Below are 4044 nucleotides of genomic sequence, written 5' to 3' on the forward strand. Positions count from 1 at the left end.
TGAAGTGATTTGGGACCTGCTCCTGAAAGCCGATCCCGAGGGGCCCTCCCTCATCGCTGTCACAGCTTGTGCTCACAGATTATCAGATCATCACGATCATCCTTTCTGTGTGCTTCTGCAGCACACTATCGTCGGCGTGGATGCGTTCCGCGCTCATGACGTGGATCCGGATGGCCTCAATAATGGGATCGAGTGCTACCACGCAGGCGCCGACCCGATCCGCCAGGGTCGAGACGTCGATCTCGATCCCTTCGCGGGCATAGGTCTTGCTCTGCCGGTTCAACGGCTGATGCAGTAGGAACTTGTTGACCAGCACCATCGCCAGCAGGCTCGGCCCGGCGAAGCCTCGCGGGATCGGATGGGAGGGCGCCGGCGCCTCTGTGATCGCCTCGCAATCTCGGCAGGAGAACTTTTCGCGGACATGCTCGATAATCTTCCAGCGCCGCGGCTCGCATTCCAGGGTCTTCGACACCACCTCGCCGAGCTTGTGCAGCCGTTCACTGCCGCACTTGCCACACGCGCAAGGCATGGGTTCGACGATACGTTCGACCGGCAGGTTATCCGGTAGGGGGCGTCGCGGCGGCCGTGGATTTTGCGCGCGCTTCTGTTTGGCGGCTTCTGGCGCTGCGAACTCGGCTTTGGTTTCCTGCTCCGCCTGAGTCTCTTCAAGATCTTCGATGGCGAGTTCGAGCTGCTCGACCAGCAGCTTGCCGCGTTCAGAAGATTGCCCGAACTGCTCGCGCCGTGCCTTGGCCAGCATCAGCTTCAGCCGCTCGATTTCCAGCCGGCCGACGGTCACTTCGCTCTTCGCCAGCGTCAGCTGTTCGCGCTGCGCAATGATCATCGCATGCGCAGCGGCAAGGTCGGCGGGAAGTGCATTGGCGGGCGTCGTCACGAGGACGATCAACCATATTCGCCGCAAAAAATCCCGCTGGATTCCTGCCGTGAGTCAAAGAGACACAGCTTAACCGGAAGCCTGTGGACGCCAGGTTGCCTGCAGCATCCGCCAGTCAATTCCGGACAGGAGATAGGATAGTTGCGCAACGCTGATCGTCACAACGCCGTCCGCCAGCGATGGCCACAAAAAGCGGCCGCGCTCCAACCGTTTCGTGAACAGACACGCGCCCTGGCCATCATGCCAAATAATCTTGATCAGGTCGCCGCGACGGCTCCTAAAAACGTAAAGATCACCAGTGTGCGGATCACGCTTCAAGCTCTCCTGAACCAGACGCGCAAGGCTCGGGAATCCTCGGCGCATATCTGTATGGCCGGTCGCAAGCCACACCCGCACATTACCCGGTATGGCAATCATCGGCGTTCAAGCACCTCGAGGACCCGCGCCAGCGCTTCCGGATCGACGTGCGCATCCACTCGGATGCGTCGCCGGTTGCCAAGATCGATCTCGATTAACCCAATACGCGCGGCCGCCACGGAGCGCACTCGGCCGTCACCCGCAGGCAAAAGCTTCGGAGTTTCCTCCACTTCCGTAGCGACGATCTGCACCGGCGCAAAAGATGGTACAACCCGCTCTGATTTCCGTGCTTGTCGACGCCAGGAAAACACTAGGCTGGCCGCTACTCCGTTGCGACGCGCAACCTCCGTCACCTTCGCGCCCGGCGCCAACGTCTCCTCAACAATCCGCGCCTTGTCATCCTGCGACCAGCGCCGCCGCCGCTCCAGTCCGCCCAAAACCTCGACCCGCATCGCCTGATGACCTTAAAGCTAGACTTAAGGTCACACGCTTCGCGAATTACCACGCGTCACGCAAGACGGCGCCCGTCGGATGCGTACCAAACGATAAGCTCATGCTCAGCTCAAACTCACTCTGCCTGGATCTGTAACAGCAGCTGGTCGGGATCTATGGTCGAGGCGAGGCGCTTTGGGTCTCAGCTGTGCTTGGTTCAAGATCGGATGTCCAAACTTCTGCACGAAGATCGACGTCGCGCGTCAGCTCAGCCTATTCATCGCGGTCACGTGGGTCGCGCGCATTCGGTCCTGACGTCGCTCACCAAATGTTCTACCGTTAGAGCCATTGGTTCCTAAACGAACTACTCTTGGAGACGGGAACCGGCCTGTTATCTAGCTGTCCCTCAGCTAGCGCCCGATACAGCCTGATATGAGCGGATCGGTGGAGGTGGAACGATGGCAAATGCCATGTTGATGGCGGGCTGGAAGGTGATTCCTATCGTCGTGTCGAGGTGATCACCGGGGAACGTCGGCCGCGACGATGGATGGGCGAGGAGAAGGTGCGGATCGTGGCGGAGATGCAGGCCTGCACACTCGGCTCTATGCCGCGGCGTGTCAGCCGCTGCCGATGCGGCGCGAAGAGATCGCGCATCGCTTCGCGACCTTCATCGGCAAGCCATAAGCCGTTAGCGCGCCTACGCGTGGCAGCCGCGCGAGAAACGGCGTCCCGGCGGTTGGTCTCCACACGATCGCCCTCGGCTTGCTTGGGATTAATGATGGCGCCATCACAGTGCATTCTTGGCCGAGTGACCGGATCAGGCGATAAAGACCATAGCCAGTTGGGACGGCTCGTAACAGAAGTGGACGCGGTCAAACCGGTTGGCAATCCGCTCTATGACGCGGCGCATGTTGATTTGATAATGAAAGCATCGACCTCCCGAAGAACCGAACCTTACCCTCCCGGCCTGCATCCGCAATCCCGACGGCATTTCTTAGCCTGGCCACATCGATTCCGACAAAGGCCTCCCTTAATCTGCCACGGCTCGTCCTCGTGATGAGGATCGGCTCGGTACGCCCGAGCAATCTTGGGACGCGCAGTGTTGGGCGAGCCATCTCATGGCAAGAGGCGCGCATACGGCCTTACTATTCAGCCATGTCCGACTGAAGACATTGCGCGTCGGGAAGCCAACGTTGAGATGTAAGCATCCCGCGGGCACAGGGAAGCGCACGATTTCGCGCCTTTCTCCAACTGCACAGAACGTTCTCCGGTGGCACGTATATTGCTGCAAGTGGTGGTGAGGCTCAATTCGCTGAGACCTTCATCGCGCGGTGGACAGCGCTTTCGGAAAGCAAGGATACCTATAAATGGGAAGCTATATAATCAAATACAAGGCGAATGAAGACTTCGTGATCGGCGTGCACGATCAGGCAGTGGGTGCTCCAATTGTACTTCGCAAAAGACATGCCGCCCCTCGATATATTGTCTGGGATATCGACCTTGCCGCCGGCTCCATTAGGCTGCACGCAAGTGATCGGCTTGCACTTGCGCCAAGCGGTAATGCCATCAGAGAAGCTAGGCTCTACCTTCAGTTCTACGACGCTGCCAACCCTAATCAGCAGTGGGAATTTGGGGAGAACCCAGGTCCTATCTACAGCTTAGTCAATCGCAACCTGTGCATCGATAACAATAATAGCAGACAGCAAGAAGGCAACCCAATTTGGCTCTATCCGGAGAACGGCACAGTCGCTCAGAAGTGGCAGCATGTACCACTATCGGGCCTGCGCGCTACGGATCTCGAGGTTGAAGTTGCAGGGTAACTTAAATCCTCTGCGCACGATGAGGTTTCATCAACGTGTGCTCACAGGGCGGGGCCGTCCAGATGTTCGACCCCCCTTCCAAAACTCTCACTTAACGGAGGCGAAGATCGAGAGGTTCGAGGCCGTAGCTGTGCTCCATTTGAATTGATGGTGTATCCAATTTAGGTAATTTAGGAGACCTGGAGCGTTTTCAACTGTATGTGGGTCACTATGCGTACCCGGCATGTCGAAAGTAGTTTGCACTGCTTGATAAGCTTTCCTATCAGCCTCATCGACGTTGTCACGGTGCGTGCGGGCCGCCGCAGCGCGCACTATGCCCGATCTCTGGCGACGTAACGTGATCGGAAATTGCTCTAGCAGTCTGCTGAAAAACGTGAGGAATGAAGCGTTTTTTTTCTGTTGAGGAGGCCTCCTTGGGCTGGCGCGTCCGGGAGGCTAGGTCTGGGCTGGCTGGGCTGCAACCAGTTTGGGGATGCGGATCAGATTATAGGCGATCAGATTGAGCAGGAAATCGGCGGCGACGCGACCGATGCCGCGATG

Annotated in this window: 3 protein-coding genes and 1 pseudogene; 1 reads left to right on the plus strand and 3 read right to left on the minus strand. The window is 58.3% G+C overall.

Annotated features, from left to right (window positions below; genetic code table 11):
• Nucleotides 1-118 precede the first annotated feature (118 nt).
• The 3 genes and pseudogenes from ACZIRK_RS44705 to tnpA all read right to left on the minus strand — a co-directional run.
• Nucleotides 119-844 (minus strand): annotated as a pseudogene (locus ACZIRK_RS44705) (IS66 family transposase); the annotation flags it as partial.
• A 120-nt stretch (nucleotides 845-964) separates the two neighbouring features.
• The gene (gene tnpB / locus ACZIRK_RS44710) at nucleotides 965-1312 is read right to left on the minus strand and encodes an IS66 family insertion sequence element accessory protein TnpB (protein ID WP_028169423.1); all 348 of its coding nucleotides are present in this window, start codon (nucleotides 1310-1312) and stop codon (nucleotides 965-967) included.
• Nucleotides 1309-1704: an IS66-like element accessory protein TnpA gene (tnpA, locus tag ACZIRK_RS44715; RefSeq protein ID WP_130231681.1), complete on the minus strand. Its 396-nt coding sequence runs from the start codon at nucleotides 1702-1704 to the stop codon at nucleotides 1309-1311. Before tnpA ends, tnpB begins: the two co-directional genes overlap by 4 nt.
• A 1347-nt stretch (nucleotides 1705-3051) precedes the next feature.
• Here tnpA and ACZIRK_RS44720 point away from each other — a divergent pair.
• Complete coding sequence (locus ACZIRK_RS44720) at nucleotides 3052-3504, plus strand: RICIN domain-containing protein (protein WP_474419790.1); 453 nt, start codon at nucleotides 3052-3054, stop codon at nucleotides 3502-3504.
• Nucleotides 3505-4044 lie beyond the last annotated feature (540 nt).

This window comes from Bradyrhizobium sp. Leo114 (assembly GCF_055229415.2).

Bases quoted from the DNA above. Each gene is read 5' to 3' on its own strand.
- tnpB (WP_028169423.1), bottom strand. From the start codon at position 1,312: ATGATTGCCATACCGGGTAATGTGCGGGTGTGGCTTGCGACCGGCCAT.
- tnpA (WP_130231681.1), bottom strand. From the start codon at position 1,704: ATGCGGGTCGAGGTTTTGGGCGGACTGGAGCGGCGGCGGCGCTGGTCG.
- ACZIRK_RS44720 (WP_474419790.1), top strand. From the start codon at position 3,052: ATGGGAAGCTATATAATCAAATACAAGGCGAATGAAGACTTCGTGATC.